This is a genomic window from Chitinophaga tropicalis, assembly GCF_009758205.1.
Taxonomy (GTDB): Bacteria; Bacteroidota; Bacteroidia; order Chitinophagales; family Chitinophagaceae; genus Chitinophaga; species Chitinophaga tropicalis.
Genome location: NZ_WRXN01000015.1, coordinates 82,928 through 104,594 on the forward strand (window position 1 = coordinate 82,928; position 21,667 = coordinate 104,594).

General features: G+C 44.8%; 19 protein-coding genes and 1 pseudogene. 12 read left to right on the forward strand and 8 right to left on the reverse strand.

The genetic code is table 11. The features are described from left to right. Window positions 1-20 precede the first annotated feature (20 nt). Both aroQ and GO493_RS31455 read left to right on the forward strand, forming a co-directional pair. A complete protein-coding gene (aroQ, locus tag GO493_RS25780) occupies window positions 21-437 on the forward strand; it encodes a type II 3-dehydroquinate dehydratase (RefSeq protein WP_157309120.1) in 417 nt (138 codons plus the stop codon). A 130-nt stretch (window positions 438-567) separates the two neighbouring features. Next, window positions 568-1,487: pseudogene (locus tag GO493_RS31455) on the forward strand (Abi family protein). A gap of 60 nt (window positions 1,488-1,547) precedes the next feature. Here GO493_RS31455 and bioB read toward each other — a convergent pair. From bioB to GO493_RS25815, 5 genes are all read right to left on the reverse strand, one after another. After that, window positions 1,548-2,540 (reverse strand): biotin synthase BioB, encoded by a 993-nt coding sequence (bioB, locus tag GO493_RS25795; protein ID WP_157309122.1) that lies wholly within the window; start codon window positions 2,538-2,540, stop codon window positions 1,548-1,550. A 141-nt stretch (window positions 2,541-2,681) separates the two neighbouring features. Beyond that, window positions 2,682-3,782, reverse strand: coding sequence for a M42 family metallopeptidase (locus GO493_RS25800; protein WP_157309123.1), 1,101 nt, complete (start codon window positions 3,780-3,782; stop codon window positions 2,682-2,684). A 41-nt stretch (window positions 3,783-3,823) separates the two neighbouring features. Further along, window positions 3,824-4,675 (reverse strand): UbiA family prenyltransferase, encoded by an 852-nt coding sequence (locus GO493_RS25805; RefSeq protein ID WP_157309124.1) that lies wholly within the window; start codon window positions 4,673-4,675, stop codon window positions 3,824-3,826. Between the two features lie 36 nt (window positions 4,676-4,711). Beyond that, on the reverse strand, window positions 4,712-6,250 hold the full coding sequence (locus tag GO493_RS25810) for an acyl-CoA carboxylase subunit beta (RefSeq protein ID WP_157309125.1): 1,539 nt from the start codon (window positions 6,248-6,250) through the stop codon (window positions 4,712-4,714). Between the two features lie 90 nt (window positions 6,251-6,340). Beyond that, a complete protein-coding gene (locus GO493_RS25815) occupies window positions 6,341-6,784 on the reverse strand; it encodes a hypothetical protein (protein ID WP_157309126.1) in 444 nt (147 codons plus the stop codon). Window positions 6,785-6,950: 166 nt separating this feature from the next. Between GO493_RS25815 and GO493_RS25820 the strand changes: the two genes are divergently transcribed. Then, window positions 6,951-7,934 (forward strand): acyl transferase, encoded by a 984-nt coding sequence (locus tag GO493_RS25820; RefSeq protein ID WP_157309127.1) that lies wholly within the window; start codon window positions 6,951-6,953, stop codon window positions 7,932-7,934. Between the two features lie 4 nt (window positions 7,935-7,938). Here GO493_RS25820 and GO493_RS25825 read toward each other — a convergent pair whose 3' ends face one another. Further along, the gene (locus GO493_RS25825) at window positions 7,939-8,637 is read right to left on the reverse strand and encodes a hypothetical protein (RefSeq protein ID WP_157309128.1); all 699 of its coding nucleotides are present in this window, start codon (window positions 8,635-8,637) and stop codon (window positions 7,939-7,941) included. 628 nt (window positions 8,638-9,265) lie between these two features. Here GO493_RS25825 and GO493_RS25830 point away from each other — a divergent pair. Beyond that, entirely contained in the window at window positions 9,266-10,780 is a 1,515-nt protein-coding gene (locus GO493_RS25830; RefSeq protein WP_198315828.1) for a T9SS type B sorting domain-containing protein, read from the forward strand. Here GO493_RS25830 and GO493_RS25835 read toward each other — a convergent pair. Together GO493_RS25835 and GO493_RS25840 are read right to left on the reverse strand one after the other, a co-directional pair. After that, a complete protein-coding gene (locus GO493_RS25835) occupies window positions 10,772-11,137 on the reverse strand; it encodes a response regulator (protein ID WP_157309130.1) in 366 nt (121 codons plus the stop codon). The genes GO493_RS25830 and GO493_RS25835 overlap by 9 nt on opposite strands. Next, window positions 11,134-11,868 (reverse strand): sensor histidine kinase, encoded by a 735-nt coding sequence (locus GO493_RS25840; protein ID WP_157309131.1) that lies wholly within the window; start codon window positions 11,866-11,868, stop codon window positions 11,134-11,136. The genes GO493_RS25835 and GO493_RS25840 overlap by 4 nt, the downstream gene beginning before the upstream one ends. A gap of 470 nt (window positions 11,869-12,338) precedes the next feature. Here GO493_RS25840 and GO493_RS25845 point away from each other — a divergent pair, with 470 nt between their 5' ends. From GO493_RS25845 to gmd, 8 genes are all read left to right on the forward strand, one after another. Beyond that, on the forward strand, window positions 12,339-13,043 hold the full coding sequence (locus GO493_RS25845; RefSeq protein ID WP_157309132.1) for a response regulator: 705 nt from the start codon (window positions 12,339-12,341) through the stop codon (window positions 13,041-13,043). Between the two features lie 210 nt (window positions 13,044-13,253). Continuing rightward, window positions 13,254-13,976, forward strand: a complete 723-nt coding sequence (locus tag GO493_RS25850; protein ID WP_262885985.1) for a polysaccharide biosynthesis/export family protein — start codon at window positions 13,254-13,256, stop codon at window positions 13,974-13,976. Window positions 13,977-14,019: 43 nt separating this feature from the next. Then, entirely contained in the window at window positions 14,020-16,413 is a 2,394-nt protein-coding gene (locus GO493_RS25855) for a GumC family protein (protein WP_157309134.1), read from the forward strand. 176 nt (window positions 16,414-16,589) lie between these two features. Next, window positions 16,590-17,135: a UpxY family transcription antiterminator gene (locus GO493_RS25860; protein ID WP_157309135.1), complete on the forward strand. Its 546-nt coding sequence runs from the start codon at window positions 16,590-16,592 to the stop codon at window positions 17,133-17,135. Between the two features lie 31 nt (window positions 17,136-17,166). Further along, window positions 17,167-18,186, forward strand: coding sequence for a mannose-1-phosphate guanylyltransferase (locus GO493_RS25865; protein ID WP_157309136.1), 1,020 nt, complete (start codon window positions 17,167-17,169; stop codon window positions 18,184-18,186). A 15-nt stretch (window positions 18,187-18,201) separates the two neighbouring features. Continuing rightward, a complete protein-coding gene (gene fcl, locus GO493_RS25870) occupies window positions 18,202-19,143 on the forward strand; it encodes a GDP-L-fucose synthase (RefSeq protein WP_157309137.1) in 942 nt (313 codons plus the stop codon). A 35-nt stretch (window positions 19,144-19,178) separates the two neighbouring features. Further along, the gene (locus GO493_RS25875) at window positions 19,179-20,525 is read left to right on the forward strand and encodes a UDP-glucose dehydrogenase family protein (protein WP_157309138.1); all 1,347 of its coding nucleotides are present in this window, start codon (window positions 19,179-19,181) and stop codon (window positions 20,523-20,525) included. A gap of 36 nt (window positions 20,526-20,561) precedes the next feature. Continuing rightward, window positions 20,562-21,659, forward strand: coding sequence for a GDP-mannose 4,6-dehydratase (gene gmd / locus GO493_RS25880; RefSeq protein ID WP_157309139.1), 1,098 nt, complete (start codon window positions 20,562-20,564; stop codon window positions 21,657-21,659). The last annotated feature ends 8 nt before the right edge of the window (window positions 21,660-21,667 follow it).

The following is a 21,667-nucleotide window of genomic DNA, read 5'->3' on the forward strand; positions in this document are numbered from 1 at the left end:
AAATAAATTACTAAGATTGTATGCAGATAGCTATTATCAACGGGCCTAATTTAAACCTTCTCGGTAAACGTGAACCAGGTATTTACGGAAATGAGTCTTTTGAATCTTATTTTGAAAAACTGAAGGAATTATATCCAGGCGTGCAGCTGACCTATTATCAGAATAACGTAGAAGGAGAGCTGATCAATCACCTGCATGAAATAGGATTTTCTTACGATGGCATCCTGCTTAACGCCGGTGCATACACCCATACTTCCGTTGCCCTGCGGGATGCCATATCAGCTATCAAAACGCCTGTACTGGAAATACATATCAGCAATATTCATGCACGGGAGGAATTCAGGCATAAGAGCATGATAGCGCCTGTATGTGTGGGTAGTATCTGCGGATTGGGAATGAAAGGATATGCGTTGGGGGTTGCGTATTTTGTGAAATAAATATCTCAATGAATAATTAATTGGTAATTATTCCATTCCTCTTTGAAACTTTTTGCATACCTTCACAGTAACAGAACTCGCCACGCTACCCGTAAGATCAGCGTCCCAGGGCGAGGCTTTTTTTATATATATGTTATCCCCATATCAAAAACCAACCACGACTATATCACAACAAATAACTCTTCTTCGTAAGAGAGGACTTGTTATTCCAGATGAAAAGATTGCAGAGAAATACTTGACATTTGTAGGATACTACAGATTAGCAGGCTATTGGCAGATCTATCAAAGTGATAAAGTAAATCACATTTTTCACGAGGGTGTTACTTTCCGGCACATTACAGAGCTTTATAATTTTGATAGAGAGCTTAGAATTTTACTATGTGATGCGATAGAAAGAATTGAAATAGCTCTCAGATCAATCATTGTTAATACTATGTGTGCTTCTCATGGCCCTTTATGGTTTACTAATCCATCTCTTGTGGAAAGAGAAGATTGGTATAATGAGAACCTGTCTGTTATAAATGCTGAACTGGACCGTTCAATGGAAGAATTTATTGAGCCCACGATGGCAAGTATGGAAAGGAGCCGCACCCACCAGCCTGGAAAATTATTCAGATTCTTTCTTTTGGTACTCTTTCTAAGCTTTACAGCAACATAAAAAATAATCTACCAGAAAAAAAAGCCATTGCGAGAGCTGTTGGTTTACCTAATCATTTATGGTTAGAAAGCTGGTTCGTTGTTTTTACTGTGCTTAGAAATTATTGTGCACATCACAGCAGGGTCTGTTTCAGAACATTTACATTTCCTCCTAAAGACCTTCATACAACAAATTTACCATGGCTTAAAAGGCTTCCTGCTGCTGGTGGCCGGCTGAGGGAACATTTATATTACCAGTTATGTGCAATAAGATATGTTTTGCACTCTATTGACCCTGGAAATGCTTTAACATCTAAACTGAAGGACCTGATAAAAAAATACCCGTCCGTTTCTTTAAGACGTATGGGATTTCCTGCTGATTGGGATACTGAAGATCTATGGACTGTGGAATAATATAGAGTCAATATATAAAACAAAAAGAGCGGTTAACTTAACCGCTCTTTTTTTATTTTCTTAGTGAACATGCACTCCAGCTTCCTGATCTTTGAAAGCTTCCCTGGGCTTCAATCCCAGCAGCTCAAACATCATGTGATCTTCTTCGAAGGAAGGGTTGTCTGTAGTCAGCAGTTTCTCACCTGTAAATATCGAGTTTGCTCCTGCCATGAAACACATAGCCTGCTCAGAAAGGCTCATTTCAGCACGGCCAGCGCTCAGACGAACCATAGCACGGGGAATAACGATACGGGTGGTAGCGATCATACGTACCATATCCCAGAATGCTACTTTCGGCATATTCTCCATCGGAGTACCTTTTACGCGGGTCAATGCGTTAATAGGCACTGAATCCGGATGTTTAGGCATATTGCTCAGTGTATGCAGCATACCGATACGGTCTTCGTGAGATTCACCCAGACCAATGATACCACCGCAACAAACGCTTACGCCTGCCTTGCGGACATTATCCAGCGTGCGGAGACGATCGTCATATGTACGGGTAGTGATGATAGATTCATAATATTCACTGGAAGTATCCAGGTTGTGGTTGTAGGCATGCAGGCCTGCATCAGCCAGTTTCTGCGCCTGTTCTTCAGTAAGCATGCCCAATGTGCAGCAAACTTCCATACCCAGCTCATTCACACCCTTTACCATATCCAGCACACGGTCAAAGTCACGGTTGTCACGTACTTCCCTCCATGCAGCGCCCATACAGAAACGGGTAGAACCTGCATCGCGTGCTTTTTCAGCATATGCCAGCACTTCTTCTTTTTTCAGAAGGCCGTGAACATTGATGTCTGTATTATATCGGGCTGCCTGCGGACAGTAAGCACAATCTTCGGAGCAACCGCCGGTTTTGATAGAAAGCAGTGTACAAACCTGTACTTCCGCAGTATCCTGTGTTTGTCTGTGTACCGTAGCTGCACGGTACATTAACTCCAGCAAGGGCGTATTATAGATCTCTTTTATTTCTTCAATGGTCCAGTCGTGACGGATCTGCACATCTTGCATAATAATCTAATTTGAGAGCAAACCTACAAAAAAAGCATTAAAAAAAATCCTTTGCTAAATCCTTCATACTGAACTGCTAACACATAAGTGGGAGAGCCAGTTGGTATGCCGGTTTAAATTTTCAGCCAGTTATAGCTTTTCTTACAGGTATTTGAAATTGGTTTTAGGAGTAATAGTTAAAAGTGTCTGGTATATCAGCTGAATGGTATTTTCAATATCATCTTTCTTCACCATTTCCACTGTAGTATGCATGTAGCGCAGCGGAAGGCTGATCAATGCTGAAGGTGTGCCGTCATTTGAGTATGCAAAGGCGTCAGTATCTGTACCTGTACTGCGGCTTACAGCATGCAGCTGGTGAGGAATATCATTCTTCTTTGCTGTTTTGATGATCAGATCGCGAAGAATATTATGCACTGCAGGGCCATAGGTAATGCTGGGACCATTACCACAGCGGATCTCACCTTCAATATTCTTATTGATCATAGGCGTGGTAGTATCGTGGGTAACGTCTGTAATGATGGCTACATCCGGTTTGATACGCTTAGCTATCATCTCGGCGCCACGAAGTCCTACTTCTTCCTGTACAGCATTGACGATGTAAAGGCCAAAAGGCAATGTCTGTTTTTTCTCTTTCAGCATGCGTGCTACTTCGGCTATCATAAAGCCTCCTATGCGATTGTCTATAGCGCGGCAGATGTAGTAGTCGTAGTTCAGTTCCTCAAAGCCATCTTCAAAAGTAACTACACAACCTACATGAATACCGAGCTCCTCTACTTCTTTCCTGTTGCGGGCGCCACAATCCAGGAAGATATTATCCACTTTGGGTTGTGGTTCTTTACCTTCTGTACTGCGCATGCGCGTATGAATGGCAGGCCATCCGAAAACGGCTTTGACAATACCTTTTTCTGTATGGATGTGTACGCGTTTGGAAGGAGCTATCTGCTGATCGGAGCCGCCATTGCGGATAACGTATATTAGTCCCTCAGGAGAGATATAATTCACAAACCAGGAGATCTCATCTGCATGGGCCTCTATCACTACTTTAAAAGGAGCCTTGGGGTTGATGATACCAACTGCCGATCCGTAAGCATCTACATAATACTCATCAATATAAGGCTGCAGGTATTCCAGCCACAATTTTTGTCCTTCCTTCTCAAAGCCTGTAGGAGAGGGGTTGTTCAGGTAATTACGCAAAAAGGTAAGTGCGTCTTTACTCAATATGGATTTCTGCTTTTTAGACATTGTGGTTTAATTATTATCTGCAAAAGTAAGTGTTTGACGGTTTACAGCAAGCCAGCGCCCGCTGCAATGACCAGGTGGAGAAGGCCGGATAGCATGACCATCCCATCCAGTACAAAGTAATAAAAATGATCAGAACGGTTGTGCAGGGCATACCGTGTAAGCAGTGCTGTTAACAGTACCGGCGCCAGCAGGAGCAGGGCAAACGGGTTTTGGTCTGTTGTATACAGGCCCAGTGCAAAAACGGCTGAAAATGTAAGGGAAAGTATGTATAGTCTTTTCAGATTGGTGCTGCTGAGCCAGGTGATGAGTGACCGTATGCCTTCTTTCCTGTCAGATTCCAGGTCTCTGTAGTCAAATAATATACAGATAGCATAGACCAGGAAAAAGCGGTGTATGGTAAACCATATGACCTGCAATGTAAGCGGCTCTTTCTCTATGAAAAGGGGCAGCAGTGTGGTAACGTAAGTCCACACAAATGTCAGGAACACTGTTTTGCCGATGGCTATCCTGCGCAGCCAGATGAACACCCGTTGCGGAAGCTTGGGGGCGGAATACAGGAAGGTGAGCACTGCTGCGCCGCTTAAAGGCAGCCAATGTTGCCGTAACATCCAGAAGCAGGCAACAGCGCCTATGCCTCCTGCTATGGTAAGGCCCAGTTGCAGGGTTTTGTGCCTGGCGCCCCATTGTATCCTGTCAGAAACGGAATAGTCTGCCGGGGTGAGGTACCAGTGAAAGTTGTAACTGCAGATGGTGGCAAAGAACACGAAGAAATAATATACATTATCAACCGCATGTACCTGCAGCAGTGCGTTTGTCTGCCAGATCATGAGCAGGGCACAGCAACCCACATAGAGGGAAGAGAAAATAAAAAAAGTGAATAACGCGCGCAGCATGGACTTTTATGATTGCCAGGGTGCGAATATCGCAATTTACAGGGGGATATTCCCATGTTTCTTACGGGGCATTGACACCACCTTGTTCTCCAGCATGGCAAAACCTTTGATCAGCTTGATGCGTGTCTGGTCCGGCACTATCACTTCATCGATATACCCTTTTTCTGCGGCGAGGTAAGGATTGGCAAAGCGTTCCGTGTATTCTGCCACCAGTTCGTTCATGCGGGCTTCCCGGTCGGGGGCGGCATCTATCTCTTTTTTATAGATGATCTCTACGGCTCCTTTAGGCCCCATAACGGCAATTTCCGCCTGTGGAAAGGCAAAGTTGAGATCTGCGCCTATATGTTTGGAGTTCATCACGCAGTAAGCGCCGCCATAGGCTTTGCGGGTGGTGACGGTGATCTTTGGTACAGTGGCTTCGCTGAGGGCAAAGAGCAGTTTGGCGCCGTTGGTAATGATGCCGTTCCATTCCTGGTCGGTACCGGGCAGGAAACCGGGTACATCCACCAATACCAGCAGAGGAATATTGAAAGCATCGCAGAAGCGGGTGAAACGCGCTCCTTTTACGGAGGCGTGAATATCCAGCACTCCGGCCAGGTGAGCCGGCTGGTTGGCAACAATGCCTATGCTGCGGCCGGCAATGCGTGCAAAGCCTACGATGATGTTCTCGGCAAAATCCCGGTGTACTTCAAAGAAGCTGTCAGTGTCTGTCAGCTGGGCAATCACGTCTTTCATGTCGTACGGCTGACTGGAGCTGGGGGGGATGAGTGTATTCAGTGCCGGGCGACTTTCATCTGCCGGCTGATAAGGGTAAACGGGGGCATCTTCTTCACAGTTTTGCGGTACATAGGTGAGCAGCTGGCGGATATAACGGATACATTCCACTTCATTGGCGCAGGCAAAGTGTGTAACGCCGCTTTTCGAGGCATGGGTCTGTGCGCCGCCCAGTTCTTCAGACGTTACTTCTTCATGTGTAACAGTCTTAACAACGTTGGGGCCTGTCACAAACATATATGAGGTCTGTTCTACCATCAGGATAAAGTCTGTGATGGCGGGGGAGTAGACCGCTCCGCCGGCACAGGGGCCCATAATGGCGGATATCTGCGGAATAACGCCTGAAGCGCGGGTGTTACGGTAAAAGATGTCTGCGTAGCCGCCAAGACTGACAACACCTTCCTGTATACGGGCGCCGCCACTGTCGTTCAGTCCTATTACCGGGGCGCCGTTCTGCATGGCAAGGTCCATGATCTTGCAGATCTTGCGGGCATGAGGTTCTGAAAGACTGCCGCCATATACGGTGAAGTCCTGTGAGAAGACATACGTAAGCCGGCCGTTGATGGTGCCGAAGCCGGTCACGACGCCATCGCCGGGAAATTGTTCCTGGTCGGTGGTCAGGCCACGGTTACGGTTATGTACAAACATGTCGAGCTCTTCGAAGGAGCCTTCGTCCATCAGGAGTTGCAGACGTTCACGGGCTGTAAGTTTACCTTTCTTATGCTGGGAGGAGATTCTGGTCTCACCGCCGCCTAACATTGCGGCAGCTATCCGTTGTTGCAGTTCTTCTGTTTTATCCATGGAATGTATTTGAGGTACGGTCCATAGATCGCTGACCTACAGACGGTACAAGTAAGTACCGAATATAGGAAATTCCGGGATTAGTCCCTGTTATTGGTAAAGGACCTCTATTTTAGGTGTTACAATGGTATCGCTGCTGTTGCCGGCATTGTCCTGTACAAATACAAGATAATGAACGCTGTCTTTTGTGATAGGATTGGGAGCTATCTGGGGGAAGTCTGTACCTACAAGATGCAGTACTACTTCTGCTTTCAGGTTACCACCTGCATGGGCGCCGAGGTCTGGCATTGGGCGGGGCTCAAAAACGGTATCCATGGTAGGATCTACGTCGTATATGGCTACGAAGTTTAAAGCGTTCTCTATATCCCCGTCGCCATCTCTTACTTCAAAGGTAATGTCCATACCATTGCTGGCAATTACCCGGGAAGTGGAATAGGAGACGAAGCTGACCTGCGGTTTGGTGCCAATAGAGTCTTTCTTGCAGGCAGTAACTGCAGTAAGCGCAATCAGGGATAAAAAAAGTATTTTCTTCATATAACAAACCTACATTAATTTTTTTACTTAGCTGATAACGGCGGCGAAACTGTTCCCGGCGAAAAAATCCGGGCTGATCACCGCCGGCCTGGTCCAGTTTATAACGTAAAATAAGGAATGATTGTTACGTATACCCTAAATTTGTGCGGTTTTAAAGTAGCGATCTATGAGCGGCATCAGTACGGCAGCAATATTCTCATTAAAAGAACAGGAACTGGAAAGAACAGCGTTGGAGCTATTCAGGTTCCAGTACCGGGAAAATACCCTTTACAGGGCATATGTTGATGCGTTGCGTATTGATCCGGCGTCAATACGCTCTCTTTTAAAGATACCGTTCTTACCGATACAGTTCTTCAAGACCCATACGGTTACCTGTGGCTCCTTTACCCCGGAGCTGGTCTTTGAAAGCAGTGGTACCACGCAAACCATCAACAGCCGTCACCTGGTAAAAGAGGCTGGTATCTATGAGCAGAGTTTCCTTACGGCATTTGAGCAGTTTTACGGACCTGTGGAAGATTATGTAGTGGTAGGACTATTACCTTCTTACCTGGAGCGGCAGCATTCCTCACTTGTATATATGGTGCAGGACATGGTGAAGCGTAGCGGGCATGCCGACAGTGGGTTTTACCTGTATGAGCATGATAAGCTGTACAGCCGGCTGCAGGAGCTGGAGGCCCGCAAACAAAAAACACTGCTCATTGGCGTTACTTTCGGATTGCTGGATTTTGCAGAGAGATATTCCCTGCAGCTGGAACATACAATTGTTATGGAAACGGGCGGGATGAAGGGCAGGAGAGAGGAATGGACCAGGCAGGAGGTACATGCTTACCTGCAGGAGCGGTTGGGAGCAGGTAACATTCATGCGGAATATGGTATGACGGAGCTTTTATCGCAGGCCTATTCTGCCGGACAGGGTATATTCAGTTGTCCGCCGTGGATGAAAGTCCTGGTAAGGGATGAAAGCGATCCTTTCCAGTTATCTGCCGGTAATGCGGCAGGAGTGATCAATGTGATAGATCTTGCCAATATATATTCCTGTGCGTTCATTGCAACGGAAGACATCGGGAAACTGCATGCAGATGGAAAATTCGAGGTATTGGGAAGATTGGATAATTCAGCATTGCGGGGATGCAGCCTGATGGTGAGTTAACCTTCTATACAATAGCTGCTTTAGTCAGCAGGGCTTCCAGGCTGCCTGGTTGTCCGGCAATAGCTTTCAGTTCTGCCATGTAGGGAAAGCTGTTGCGGTCCATTCCGAATTTTTTCATGAGATAACTGTCAAGCATATCCGCAGATTGAGGTTGCTGCAGGTAGCTGCGCAGGAAGAAAAGGAAGTTCTGTTTTTCTTTATCTATAATTAACAATAACGCTATTTTCTCTTTCAGCGGATCATTCAGCTGCATCCGGAAAAGCTGTAATGCCTGCAGGTATTGATCGGCCGAGAGTTCCTCATGCCATGCAGGCAGAAAATCCAGGCAGAAATATTCCACGGCCAGGTCATCAAAGATGCCGGCGCTCAGTTCATCATCTTCCACGCGGTACCAGGTAGCCCATTCGAGGAGATCATCCGCAGAAATTTCTTCTTTTATCAATGCTTCAAGATGGTGTATTATTCCGTCCCGCGTAGGAAAGGCGGTATTGGGCTGGATGTTGTTCACTATCTCTGTATAAAAGTTTTTATTCAGACTTGTAGCAGCAGCAATGATGAGTTGGGTGATATCAGTCCCTTCTGAAGGAGGAATAAGATCGCCTATCTCTGCCAGCACTTCCCGGCGGGTTTTATGACCTTTCAGATATGATCTGATAAGGGAGGTGAAATATACTGAAGTAATATAGGGCAGCCTATTCGTCATACTTTGTCATATTTAAAAATGGCAGGGAGGTGTGGGCACAGGTGTAAACATTATGATCCTTCCTTATTCACAATTTAGCGATAATATCCCGGAAAATACGTGAGACGGGTTGTTGTACACATTTTTAACAGATTGTAAAGAATAATGCTAAGGTCGTGTTTGCTTCTGCTGGCATGGTTTTGGCGCGAATAATTGTCCAAATAAACTTTATTCTTCAAATAAGTAGTTATCAGGGAAACCATATTCAGCTTCGATTGTTATAAAGAATGAGCGCAGAAAGTTTAAGAATTAAATAAATACGAAATAAATTTTATATTATATATAAAAGATATTGTATCTTTATTGAACCTGGGAATGTAACTCAAAGCAAAGCCAATTTAATTAGTAAAGAGGGGTTGACCTAAAATGCCTCTAAGCTATCCTGTGTAAATACCGGATTTCATTCCGGAAGGACTTTCTATGTCCTTTTATGGCCTAAGATCAAGCACCAGGCTGAATTTATTTATTGTGTCGTTCTAACTAATTCGATCCTATGACTCGTCAGGAGCTATTTGTGCCCATAAGGAAAAGGGGAAAACCTTGCTATAATGTAATATATTGCATTATTTTCAAATGTATTTTGTTGTTGATGGCCATGCTGTTTTTCAGTATTCATCCATTTAGTACGTATGCTCAGCACATCACATTGAGAAATGCCTCCCTGGAGGGAATTGGTGGTGCCAACGTTGCGCCTGAGGGGTGGACAATTGCCGCCAATACCCCTGATATACAGCCTGGGGCGTATAATGTGTTCAGAAAAGCCAGTAGCGGTAAAACATTTGTAGCACTGCAGGCAGGACCTAAATTCAGGGAAGGGATAGAACAGCGTCTGGATGCTCCGCTTGTGGCTGGCCGTGCGTATGCAATGAGTTTTGACCTGGGTTTTTCCAGGATATATGGTCATGAGCATTGCTATGCTAACCTGATAATTTTTGGCGGAAATGCGCCGGGAGATACGGCAGAGCTTTTATGGACATCGGGTGCTTTTACTGATACAGCATGGAATACACACAGTATTGTATTTACTCCTTCGGCAACATACACTTATATATCTGTTTACTCCAACGAAGTGGAGCCCTGTCCTAATCAGAAGTATGGAATAGTGACGTACCTGGACAATCTTTCTATGATCAGGCAGATACTGAAGACAGAACTGACGGCATTGCCTTCCTGTAAGAGTGCGCCTACCGGTAGTGTTGCTGTAAAAGTGGGGGGAGGTAAAGGACCATACAGCTATTTATGGACGCCTGGCTATTACAGAACTCCCCAGGTATCCAAACTACGGGCAGGCAGCTATGAGGTACAGATAACTTCGGCAGATGGAGTGATGGCAAAGGGGAAGGTAACAGTAGAAGAATCTGATCTTGCCAGCACCACTGCTGTTACTGTTTCTGATTGTTTCGGAGATAATAAAAATTCGATCGAATTAAACATAACGGGAGGGATACCTCCATATTCTTTCTCTATAAACGGAGAGGCAAAATATGGGCATAAGTTCAATGATCTTACGCCGGGTAATTATGAATTTGTTGTGACTGACCAGCAGGTATGTGCTGATACATTTAACGTAGTGATAAAGGAACCTGACCCGGTGGTAATAAAAGAGGTGAAAGCGGAACCCTGCAGCTGCAGTGAAGCAGAAGATGGCCGTATCAGCTGGGTAGTGGAAGGAGGAACACCTCCTTATAAATACCAGGTCAATAATGACATGTGGCAGGTGGAGAACACAGTGAGCAGGCTGAAACACGGCACTTATCATTATGAGGTGGAAGATGCGCATGGATGTAGAGAATATGGTACAACCGTTGTAGAATCTCCCTGGAAGAATTGTGTGGTAGTAATGCCTTCGGCATTTAGTCCTAACGGAGACGGAAATAATGACCTCTTCCGTCCTAAAGTATATGATGACATAAAGCAGTATCAGCTAAAAGTATATAACCGCTGGGGTGGGCTGGTATATCAGACCAGCGATCCGAAAGCGGGATGGGATGGTTCTGCGAACGGGCAGCCGCAAATGTCGCAGACATTCATTTATGTCTGCAACTTCAGGGACCGGAAGGATGAATTGCAGGAGTTCCGGGGTTCGGTAATATTGTTAAGATAAAAGTTTGCGGATGTTTTCATGAAGATGAGCAAAAAGGAAAGGTTTGGTAATGTATGCAGCCGCTCCTTTCTGTAAAGCATTGTTTATTTCTTCTTCTCCTGTTTTAGCGCTGGCTATCAGCACCGGTATTTTAGAGAGCTCCGGGTTTTCTCTGAATTTTTCCAGTAGCTGATAGCCGTTTATTACAGGCATATATATATCGCTGATCACGAGGTCTGGTGTATGTGTTATAGCCATACGCAGGCCTTCTTCACCATTACTGGCAGTAATGACGGTGTACTGATGCAGTTCCAGCAGACTTTTCAATGTATCCAGCAAGCCTGCTTTGTCTTCTATTAATAAAATTTTTGCACTCATGAATTGGTTTTACTGTCCGGGTATCTGAAGGTAAGGGTAAATACAGTACCTTCTCCGGGTTTACTATGTACGGTTATGTTCCCGTCATTAGCGGTAACAAATGTTTTTACTATGGCGAGTCCGAGACCGCTACCGGAAATGCCTCCTGTGTTACTGCCCCGGTAATATGGTTCAAATAAATGAGGCAGGTCTTCCTCCGGTATACCTATTCCATCGTCGGCAATAGAGATCTCCAGTTCTTTCTCTTTATAATGCAGATGAATTACCGGGTCATTTTCCCTGGAATATTTAAAAGCATTGCTTATAAGATTTGTGAGTATATGTGTAAGCTGAACCGGGCTTACAAATATAGGGACGGGGGTGCCTGTTATATTGATCTGTAATATCTTATCATTTCTGGAAAAAGATTGGAATTGCTCTTTTATGGTATGAAGTTTGCTTTCTACGGCCACCACCATTTTTTTTGTTTCAATGCTGCCGGAAAGAATGTTATTGATTGTCAGCATTTCATCGAGCATATTGTTCAATGAAAATATCTCGGAAGTGATCCGGGACAGGTTCTTTTCATAAAAAGAATTCATCAGGCCATCTGCCTGCAATTTTGCAGCAATGAGGTCCACTACTGCGGTAATAGTAGATAATGGTGTCTTGAATTCATGAGCGGTGATGGCAACAATACTGCTTGCTTTGTTCAATAAAGCGTTGTTATCCACCGGATTAGCTGTGTCCATTTTAGATCCTTTTGGTTCTCAATTTATGATAATGGTTACATGGGGAATAATGTGTCTTTCTATCGTAAAAAGTTACACGTTATAACTGACATTACAGAGCTAAGATATTCATACTCTGTGAGTCAGGAGTATAAGATGCAAGATACTTACTAAAGTCTATAATTAATCTTGTAAGTATTTCATTTTAAAGTGTAATTTTATGCTATTAAGACACTGTATTGTTTGAAAAAGCGGGATAATTTAACAAAAAGTTCATATTGATTTAGATGCAATATGAGATTGATAATCAGTGAACTTTATTTTATAATGTATAAGTATAATTAATACAGGTAGGTTTTGATTATTATTGAAAGGCTTATTGTTTTTGGAACCATTTTTGCGTATTGATTAACTTTATATACCATATTTTTTTATTGAACCATATTTTTTATTGAAATGATAGTTTTCAACCTTGCTAACTTATTGCCCCTATGATTAATATTGGAATAATAGAGGACAACTATTTCCAGTTGAACAACTACCGGGAGTTTCTAGAAGATTTTCAGGAATGTAAGGTTGTTTTCGCTTGCAAATCGATGGAAGAGTTCAGGGCACTGCCCTTTAAGGATGGAGAGGTAAATGTGATACTGCTGGACATTTCGCTGCCCGGAGAATCAGGTATACAAGGTATACAGGAACTGAAAAGGATCTATCCTGAGGCAAAGATCATTGTGCTTTCGGGACATGATGGTAAACATTATGTAATTGATTCCATCCGCCAGGGTGCAAATGGTTATATCATCAAGACCAGCCGTCTGATGGAGATCTACCATTCTATTATGGACGCTGTCAGCGAAGGCGGTACTTTATCGCCCAGGGCGGCCCATCTGCTGATCAATTACATTAATAAAGATCCCCTGGAAGACATCAGGCACAAACTGACCAAAAGAGAGTATGAGTTACTCACCCTGCTCAAGGAAGGTTACTCATATAAGGAAATGGCCGACAAATTATTCGTGACTGTTTTTACTGTCAACCAGCATCTGAAAAAGGTGTATCAAAAACTGAATGTGGCCACAAAATCTGAACTAATTTCTAAAATCTGGTCAAATAGTTTGTATTGTTTCTTTTTAATTACAAATTCTTTGATTTTTTTTCAGATGCTTTCGTTTAATGATATGATCTCCAGAGCATAATGAACTGCTACTAGAATTAGTATGCACGTTTGTGTTATGTAGGCTATTTATACTGCATTTAGTAATAGTGATGACTATGGTGATCAACTAATATTGTGGTACGGAAAGCGTGGAGAAAAACTTATAAAATAATAAAGTGGAAAGATGATTCTAAAGAAGAATTATTTACGTTGTTTCATTGTTGCTCCGGTCCTTATCTGCTGTTTCTTAATGTCTTGTGTCAGTACTCAGAAAGCGGTGTACTTTAATAATCTTCCTGACACTGTTATTGCCCCACTGCAAGGAAATTTTGAACCGGTAATACAGAAGAATGACATTTTACAAATTACAGTGAGCAGTTTGAATCCGGAAGATGCCACAGTGTTTAACGCCCCGGTAGCTTTAAGTGCTACGAGCAGTAATAGCCCCGCAGCCGCCGGTTATCTTGTAAGTGAACAGGGATTTATTCAATATCCTGTTCTTGGCCAGGTAAAAGCCGCCGGCCTTACAAAAGAACAACTTACTAATTATCTGAGAGATGAGCTCAATAACCGGAAATTAATGAAGGACCCGGTAATCAGTATCAGGCTCCTGAATTACAGAGTGACTGTTCTGGGAGAAGTTGGCAAACCAACCGTCGTGAATGTTACAAATGAGAAAATAACCATTCTGGAGGCGCTTGGTATGGCTGGAGATATTACAATTTATGGTAAGAAAGAAAATGTACTATTAATTCGTGATGTGGATGGACAACGAACAGTGAAACGTCTTAATCTCAACAGTGATGAAATTTTTTCATCCCCGTACTATTATCTGAAATCTAATGATATAGTATACGTAGAGCCGGTTAAAGCCAAAGTGATCAATGCCCAGGGAAATCGTCAGACGATAGCACTTGTTCTGAGTGGTTTGTCTGTACTGGTGGTGCTTATGGCGCAGGTAATATTCAAATAGGCTGATTTTCCAATCATTCATCCTAAAACTTGTATTTAGGTTCATGCAACAGAAAGTGACAAATACGCGAACGCAACGTGATGACCATACAGGTCTGCTGGAGACTATCAGGCATAAGTATCAGCCGTACTGGCCGTTATTTGTGATTGCTTCTGTATTTGCTGTTATCGCCGCATATATCTACCTGAGATATGCAACTCCCATATATAAAATCTCAGCTACTTTACTGATTAAAGAAGATGCCAAGGCTGTAGAAAAATCTATTATAGAATTGATGGACCCTCTTGGATCGGGGAAGAAAGTAGATAATGAAATAGAGATATTGAGGTCCCGTACAATGGCTAAGGCCGTGATAAGGAACCTGAACCTCTATGGTGAGATCTTTGAGCGTGGCGCTATCCGTGATGTTTCAGTATATAATAACGGTCCTGTGAGGGTTAACTTCCTGGACCCGGATTCTATCGGTGCGATGGAAAGCAGTGTAGTTGATCTGAAATATGATGCAGAACAAAAGAAAGTTACACTTGCCGACAAAGTGTATGCTTTAAATGATACCGTAAGTACCAGGTGGGGAAGAATAGTGATAACTCCTGTTGCAGGCTTTAATCCTGCCAGTATGCAGAATAAACTATTCTATCTGCGGGTAACAGGAGAGAAGGCACTGGCGCTGCAATTCCTGGGTAATCTGAAAGTAGCGGCTGCCAATAAACAGGCTAATGTATTACGCCTGGAGTACGTTAATACTGTGCCTGAACGCGGACAGGATATGCTGAATGAACTGATGAGGGCATACGATGGCGCTTCTATTGATGATAAGAACAAGACCGCTTCCAAAACAATGGCATTCGTGGAAGACAGGCTGAGGATCATCACAGGTGAATTGAACCAGGTAGAAGGAGAGATAGAAAAGTATAAAACTGATCAGAATATAGTAGATATCAGTGAGCAAAGTAAAATGTTCCTGGAGGCTGTACGTGATAATGACAGTAAACTGAGCGATGCTGAATTACAACTTTCAATGCTGGATGCAATAGAAAAGTATGTAACCGGCAGGAAGGCAGATGAGAAACTGGTACCGGCCACTTTGGGTATTTCAGACCCGGTACTGCTGGAACTGGTGGGCGATCTGCAGACCACTGAAATGCAGCTGGAAAGGCTGAAGAAAACAACAGGAGAGAACAGTCCTTTACTGACAAGTCTTAATGACCAGGCAGAGAAACTGAGACCTGCTATCCTGCAGAATATACGAAGCCTGAGGGCTAACCTGCAGGCGGGCAAAGATAAACTGAGCTCACAGAATGCTCGCTTTATGGGTATGCTGAAAGGGGTGCCCGGTAAGGAAAGAACATTGCTGGAGGTAAGCAGGCAGCAGGTTATCAAAAACAATATTTACACATTCCTGCTGGAAAAACGTGAAGAGACTGCATTGCAATATGCGGCGGCTATATCAGACAGCCGTATCATTGACGTTGCTGAAGCAGATACTTATCCTTTCAGTCCGAAGAAATCTATGGTGATGGCGCTGGCTGTAATAGCCGGACTAGCATCTGTAGCGGGTTTCATTGCGCTGAAAGACATGATGAACCATAAGGTGATGTTCCGTGCAGATATTGAAAAAGGCACTTCTGCGCCTATTATAGGAGAGATTATGTTCGATCCTAACGGCGGAGGCATTGCTATCACAGATGGCAAACGTACACCGGTGGCTGAACAGTTCAGAGCCTTACGTACTACCTTGTCTTACATCGGTATCAATGGAGATCATAAAACCATTATGGTTACTTCTTCCATATCCGGTGAGGGTAAGAGCTTTGTTGCCATCAACCTGGCTATCAGTCTTTCTCTTACAAAGAAGAAAGTAGTGATACTTGAATTTGACCTTAGAAAACCTAAAGTAAGTAAAATACTCAACGTACCGCATCACCCGGGTATCAGTAATTACCTGGTGGGTCAGGCCGTATTGGGTGATATCCTGAAGAAACCTATTGAAGGGAATGAGCATCTCTACCTGCTGTCTGCCGGTATTATTCCTCCCAATCCTACGGAGCTGATCCTGAATGGAAGGCTGGAGCACCTGCTGGCAACACTGAGAGCTACATTCGACTATATCATTATTGACACAGCCCCGGTTGCGCCTGTAACAGATGCGCGCCTGCTGGCCCCGTTTGCTGACGCAACCATTTACGTAGTGCGTCATGAGAGAACTCCCAAGTTCCACCTGAAGATGATCGAAGAGCTGTATGAACAGGGAGATCTGGGTAAACTGAACATTGTGTTTAACGGGCTGAAGATGCGTGGAGTGCCTGGTTACGGTTATGCCTATGGCAATGGTTACGGTTATGGTAACGGCCAGGGATACGGTTACGGGTACACCGAAGAGCACAAGAACGGTTCGGCGAAGAAAGGGCGTTTCACTAAGATTTTCAACAGGGAATAATGTTGGAGCAGGCGGTAAAATGCCTGTTGCACTTTAGAGTATAATAACCGATTAAGTACACTCATGTGACTGAGGAGGCGAAGCTATGCCTGCTCAAATCAATGCCAACTTCATCCTGCCTTTGTATTTTCCACCTTATCTGATCATGCTTTAAAAAAACCTTAAAACCCACTCACATGGAACAGAAGACGAACACATGGTATGCGCTGTACACCAAGCCAAGATGGGAGAAAAAAGTGGCTGACACACTGGCCCGCAAGCAAATTGAAAGTTATTGCCCGCTGAACAGGGTAACACATCAATGGAGCGACCGGAAAAAAGTTGTGGAAGAGCCTCTTTTCAAATCTTATGTATTTGTACGTATCCCGGAAGATATGAAAACGGCGGTACGTGAAACAAGTGGCGTTGTGAATTTCGTTTACTGGCTGGGTAAGCCTGCCAGGATCCCTGACCATGAAATTGAACTGATCCAGCGTTTCCTCCAGGAATACCAGGATGTAGAGGTGGAAAGATTTCCCATTCATGAAAATGATCTTATTCAGATCACAGCCGGACCGCTGATGCACCAGCGTGGAAGAGTGGTAGAAACCGGAAAGAATACAGTGAAAGCAGTGCTGTACAGCATGGGCTTTTCACTGATCGCTACGGTGAAAACCAGCGAGGTTATGCTGCTTAACAGGAGCAACGAATATATCGGTGCGCCAGTCAACGCCCAGCTGTAAGTTACCTCATAATTTATACCAACACCTAAGTATGCTACACGTTTTATTATGTGGAGGGTCAGGAACCCGTCTGTGGCCACTATCCAACCGGCAGACACCAAAACAACTACTTCCCCTGTTTGACGGACAAAGTCTGTTACAGCTCACATGGCAGCGTAACGGCACTTTCTGTGATGGTGTTGTTGCAGTAGTAAATGAACAGCAGGCGGAAATGGTTACCAAACAGCTGCAGGAAGCAGGTGCAGATAATGTACAGCTGATGGCAGAGCCGGTAGGCCGTAATACAGCGGCTGCTATTGCACTTTCTGCTTTTACCGCAGATGCTGAAACAATACTCCTGATCACTCCCGCAGATCACCTGATAGGAACTCCGGACATCTATACTGATACCATCAGCAAAGCCGCAGAGCTGGCGGCTGAAGGGCATCTTGTAACGATAGGACTGCAGCCTGCATATCCTGAAACAGGATATGGTTATATCCAGTATGCCGGTCATGATGTAGTACGTTTCACAGAAAAACCAAATGCTGTAACTGCAGAAGCTATGCTGAAAAGCGGCGATTACCTGTGGAACAGCGGTATCTTCTGCGGCAAGGCCGGCGTATTGTTACAACAATTGCAGCAGTATGCACCTGAGATCTACTATGCAGCGGCAGAAGCTGCGGAGATATGGAAGAGAACAGGAAGCATTCCCCTGCCTGCTATGGAAGCCATTCCTTCAGACAGTATAGATTATGCTGTACTGGAGAAGAGCAGCATTGTAAAGGTGGTGCCCAGCGCCATGCAGTGGAGTGATGTAGGCGGATATGAAGCCCTGGCAGAAGCCCTGGCAAATCATTACCGCTATAGTAACAACCAGGCAGTATTTATAGAAAGTGATCCTGTAAACAGTATGGTGATCGGTAAAGATAAGCTGGTAGCACTGGTAGGTGTAGAGAACGTAGTAGTAGTAAATACTCCTGAAGCATTGCTGATCCTGCAGAAAGGAAAGGGACAGGAAATAAAGCAACTGCATCAGTGGGTAAAAGAAAACAGACCGGAGTTACTCTAATCCAAATCAGCCCTTATGCAACTAGACGACAAGATATATATAGCCGGCCACCGTGGAATGGTAGGCGGCGCAATAACCAGGCGACTGAAGACGCTTGGATATAACAACCTGTTGACGAGAAGTTCCGGGGAACTGGACCTGCGTTCTCAGGCAGACGTAAATAATTTCTTCGCTGCCCATCAACCGGATTATGTGTTCCTGGCAGCAGCCAAAGTAGGTGGTATCCATGCTAACAATACTTACCGTGCAGAGTTCCTGTACGATAACCTTATGATGGAAGCCAACATTATAAACGCTGCCTGGAAGCATGGTGTGAAAAAGCTGATGTTCCTGGGGAGTTCCTGCATCTATCCTAAAATGGCGCCACAGCCATTGACGGAGAGCAGCCTGCTTACAGGTCCGCTGGAAGAAACAAACGAACCTTACGCTATTGCCAAAATAGCTGGTATCAAAATGTGTGAGGCTTACCGGGACCAGTATGGATGCAACTTTATCAGTGTTATGCCTACCAACCTATACGGCATCGGTGATAATTACCATCCTGAAAACTCTCACGTGCTGCCGGCATTGATCCGCCGTTTCCATGAAGCGAAAGAGGCCGGCAAACCCAGTGTTACAGTGTGGGGGAGTGGTACTCCTAAAAGAGAATTCCTCTTTGCAGACGACCTGGCATCCGCCTGTGTATACCTTATGCAGCATTATGATGAAAAGGAACTGGTTAACATCGGCACGGGTGAAGACCTGACCATCAGGGAACTGGCAGAGACTGTAAAGGAAGTAGTATGCTATGAAGGCGATCTGCTGTTTGACAGGAGCAAGCCGGATGGTACACCGCGCAAACTGATGGATGTGTCCAAACTGCATTCCCTTGGCTGGAAACATAGTGTAGAACTGAAAGAAGGACTGGTACAGGCATATGCTGACTTCCTTCACAAACGGCACATGGTTGCCCTTTAAACAATTTAATTAACTGATTTATTCAAACTGTTAGGATGAAAGTAATTGTTATAGGAACAGGTTATGTTGGTCTGGTTACCGGTGCCTGCCTTGCAGAAGTAGGTACCCAGGTGGTTTGTGTGGACGTGAATGCTGAAAAGATCAATAATCTTCAGAAAGGTATCCTGCCCATTTATGAACCGGGACTGGAAGAAATAGTAAGTCGTAACTACCAGAACGGACGCTTATCTTTCAGCACTGATCTTGCTTCAGTAATAGGTGGTGCAACCATCGCCTTTATTGCGGTAGGTACACCTCCGGGTGAAGACGGCAGTGCAGACCTGCAATATGTACTGCAGGTGGCAAAGGAAATAGGCACAAATATGAGCGACTATCTCGTAGTAGTGACCAAGAGCACAGTGCCTGTTGGTACAGCGGTGAAAGTGAACAGGGAGATCAAACAGGCTATGCTGGACAGAGGTGCGCTGATCGATTATGATGTAGCTTCCAACCCTGAGTTCCTGAAAGAAGGCGCTGCTGTACAGGACTTCCTGAAGCCTGACCGTATCGTGGTGGGAGTGAACACAGACCGTGCAAAAGAAACACTGGAACAATTATATCATCCTTTCCTGCTGAATGGCCGTCCTATCATCTTCATGGACATAGCTTCCGCAGAAATGACAAAATATGCCGCCAACGCTATGCTGGCTACCAAGATATCTTTCATTAACGATATAGCCAACCTGTGTGAACTGGTAGGAGCTGACGTTAACCAGGTACGTAAAGGTATAGGCAGTGATGCGAGGATAGGCACCAGCTTTATTTATCCTGGTATAGGCTACGGCGGTTCCTGCTTCCCGAAAGATGTGAAGGCGCTGGTGAAAACCGGTAAGGAATATGGTCACGGCCTGCGTATCCTGGAAGCTGTTGAGGCAGTGAACAATGATCAGAAGAAAGTACTCTTTAACAAGATCTATAAACATTTTGACGGACTGCTGCAGGGCAGGACATTTGCAATGTGGGGGCTTTCCTTCAAGCCAGGCACTGACGACATGCGTGAGGCATCCAGCCTTGTGCTGATCAACTCCCTGCTGGAAGCAGGTGCAACTGTACAGGTATTCGATCCTGTTGCAATGCATGAAGCAGGAAAAACACTGAAAGACAGTGTTAAATGGTGCAAAGACATGTATGAGGCGGCAGCTGGCGCAGACGCTGTATTGCTTGTAACAGAATGGAATGAATTCCGCCTGCCTGACTGGCCGCGCGTGAAACAACTGCTGAAAGCATCTGTTGTTTTTGACGGAAGGAACATCTATGATAACGCCTATCTGCATAAACAAGGATTTACATGCTACAGCATAGGCCTGTCTCAATCAACAGTTGGCGTTCTCTCTAACAGTTAATCATATTCCCCACATTCAAATAAAAAAATTATCAGTATGAAAGTTGCTTTAATAACCGGTGTAAATGGACAGGACGGTGCATATCTGTCAGAATTATTATTAGAAAAGGGGTATATGGTGCATGGTGTAAAACGCCGTGCTTCACTGCTCAACACAGACAGGATAGACCATCTCTACCAGGACCCGCACAGCGAGAACGTACGTTTCAAACTGCACTACGGTGATATGACGGACAGCACTAACCTGATCCGCATTATCCAGGAAACACAGCCTGATGAGATCTATAACCTGGCTGCTATGAGCCATGTGAAAGTGAGCTTTGACACACCTGAATATACAGCCAACGCTGATGGTATTGGTACGCTGCGTATACTGGAGGCTATCCGCATCCTGAAAATGGAGAAGAAGACGAAGGTTTACCAGGCCAGCACATCTGAGTTATACGGACTGGTGCAGGAGGTACCACAAAGGGAAACCACACCTTTCTATCCCCGTTCTCCTTATGCGGTTGCAAAACTGTATGCTTACTGGATCACAGTGAACTACAGGGAAGCTTATGGCATGTTTGCGTGCAACGGTATCCTGTTCAACCACGAAAGTCCGCTGCGTGGAGAAACTTTCGTAACACGCAAGATCACCCGTGCGGTAGCAGCAATTTCATTGGGATTGCAGGATAAGCTGTTCCTGGGTAACCTGGATGCACGCCGCGACTGGGGACACGCAAAGGATTATGTGGACGCAATGTGGCGTATCCTGCAGCAGGACACACCGGACGACTATGTAATAGCTACTGGTATTACCACCCCGGTACGTGACTTTGTACGCATGGCATTTGATGAAGTAGGTATAGAGCTCGAGTTCAAAGGCAAAGGCGTTGATGAAGTGGCTGTGGTAACTGCCTGCCGCAATAAAGAATTTATCCTGCCTATAGGTAAGGAAGTAGTAGCAGTAGATCCTGCTTATTTCCGTCCTACAGAGGTGGAACTGCTGATAGGCGATCCTACCAAGTCCAAGACTAAACTGGGATGGGAACCTAAGTATGACCTGCAGGAGCTGGTGAGTGAAATGGTAGCCTGCGATGTTGAATTATTCAGGAAGGACAGTAAAACACAGTGGGAACAACTGGCAGGATAAGACTTGCT